Here is a 1,384-nt window from a genome sequence, read left to right on the forward strand (position 1 = left end):
TGAAGCGCCCCGGGTGTGATGGAGGCTCTCAAACCTGTGAAGGGTGGGAGTCATGGCAGCACCACGGAAGTACAGCGAGGAGCTGAAGGATCGGGCGATGCGGATGGCGTTGGACGCGCGTCGAGATCCTGAGTCGAGGGTCGGCGCGATCAAGCGGATTGCGGACCAGCTCGGGATCCATCCGGAAGCGTTACGGACCTGGGTGCGGCAGGCCGAGGTCGACGACGGCATCGCGCCGGGCACGACGACCGCGGACGCGCAGCGGATCGCGGACCTCGAGCGCGAGGTGCGGGAGCTGCGTCGCGCGAACGAGATCCTCAAGACCGCGTCGGCTTTTTTCGCGGCGGCGGAGCTCGACCGCAAGCTGAAGTAGCCGAGGTGCCCACCGCGGTGCTCGTCGAGTACATCGACGGGCACCGCGACCGGTTCGGGGTCGAGCCGATCTGTCGTGTCCTGCGTGACGCGGGTATGCAGATCGCCCCGAGCACCTACTACGCCGCCAAGGTCCGCCCGCCGTCGGCGAGGGCGGTCAGGGACGCGGCACTGACCGTCGACATCCGGGTCACGCATAAGGCGAACCTTGGCGTCTACGGGGTGCGGAAGATCCACGCCGAACTGAATCGGCAGGGCGTGGAAGTGGCCCGCTGCACGGTCGAGCGGCTGATGCGGCAGGAAGGGATCCAAGGGATCCGGCGCGACAAGTCCCGCCGCACGACGTTCGGCGACGGTGCGGAGACGGAGCGGCCGCTGGACCTGGTGGAGCGGCGCTTCGAAGCGACCGCGCCGAACCAGCTCTGGGTCGCAGATCTGACCTACATCCGCACCCACGCCGGCTGGGTCTACGCCGCGTTCGTCCTGGACGTGTTCAGCCGCCGCGTCGTGGGCTGGCAGGTCTCCACGAGCATGCGCACCGATCTCGCTCTCGACGCACTGGACATGGGCTTGTGGGAACGGCAGCGCGCCGGCCAGGACGTGTCCGGACTGATCCACCACTCCGACCGCGGAGTTCAATATCGAGCCATCCGCTACACCGAACGCCTCGCCGAAGCCGACGCGGTCGCCAGCGTCGGCTCCAAGGGCGATTCGTGCGACAACGCGATGGCCGAGGCGCTGAACTCGCTGTTCAAAGCCGAGTGCATCCGCAACCCGGTCATGCGCCCGAAGGGCGGCTGGGCATCGATCCGCGATGTCGAGATCGCCGTCGCGGAGTACATCGACTGGTACAACCACCGACGCCTTCACGGCGAGATCGGGATGACCCCGCCCGTCGAAGCAGAGGCCGTCCACTGGGCATCCCAGGCAGCGGTCGAATACGCTCAAGAACACGTCCCCGCCGGGGCCGGAACCAACTAACCGAGCCTCCACGAAACCCGGGGCGCTTCAC

General features: G+C 67.7%; 1 protein-coding gene and 1 other annotated feature. The gene reads left to right on the plus strand.

Annotated elements, in window-relative coordinates; genetic code table 11:
- Positions 1 to 52 precede the first annotated feature (52 nt).
- Positions 53 to 1,353 (plus strand): IS3 family transposase gene (locus tag ACGG9C_RS16985; RefSeq protein WP_390178949.1). Its coding sequence is split into 2 segments (ribosomal slippage): positions 53 to 332 and positions 332 to 1,353, totalling 1,302 coding nucleotides; the frame shifts between segments, so codons are not numbered across the junction.
- Positions 331 to 483: a sequence feature (AL1L pseudoknot), on the plus strand. Its footprint overlaps the gene before it by 153 nt.
- Positions 1,354 to 1,384: the final 31 nt, after the last annotated feature.

The organism is Microbacterium sp. MTN4-26 (genome assembly GCF_042846595.1).
Classification (GTDB): domain Bacteria; phylum Actinomycetota; class Actinomycetes; order Actinomycetales; family Microbacteriaceae; genus Microbacterium; species Microbacterium luteum.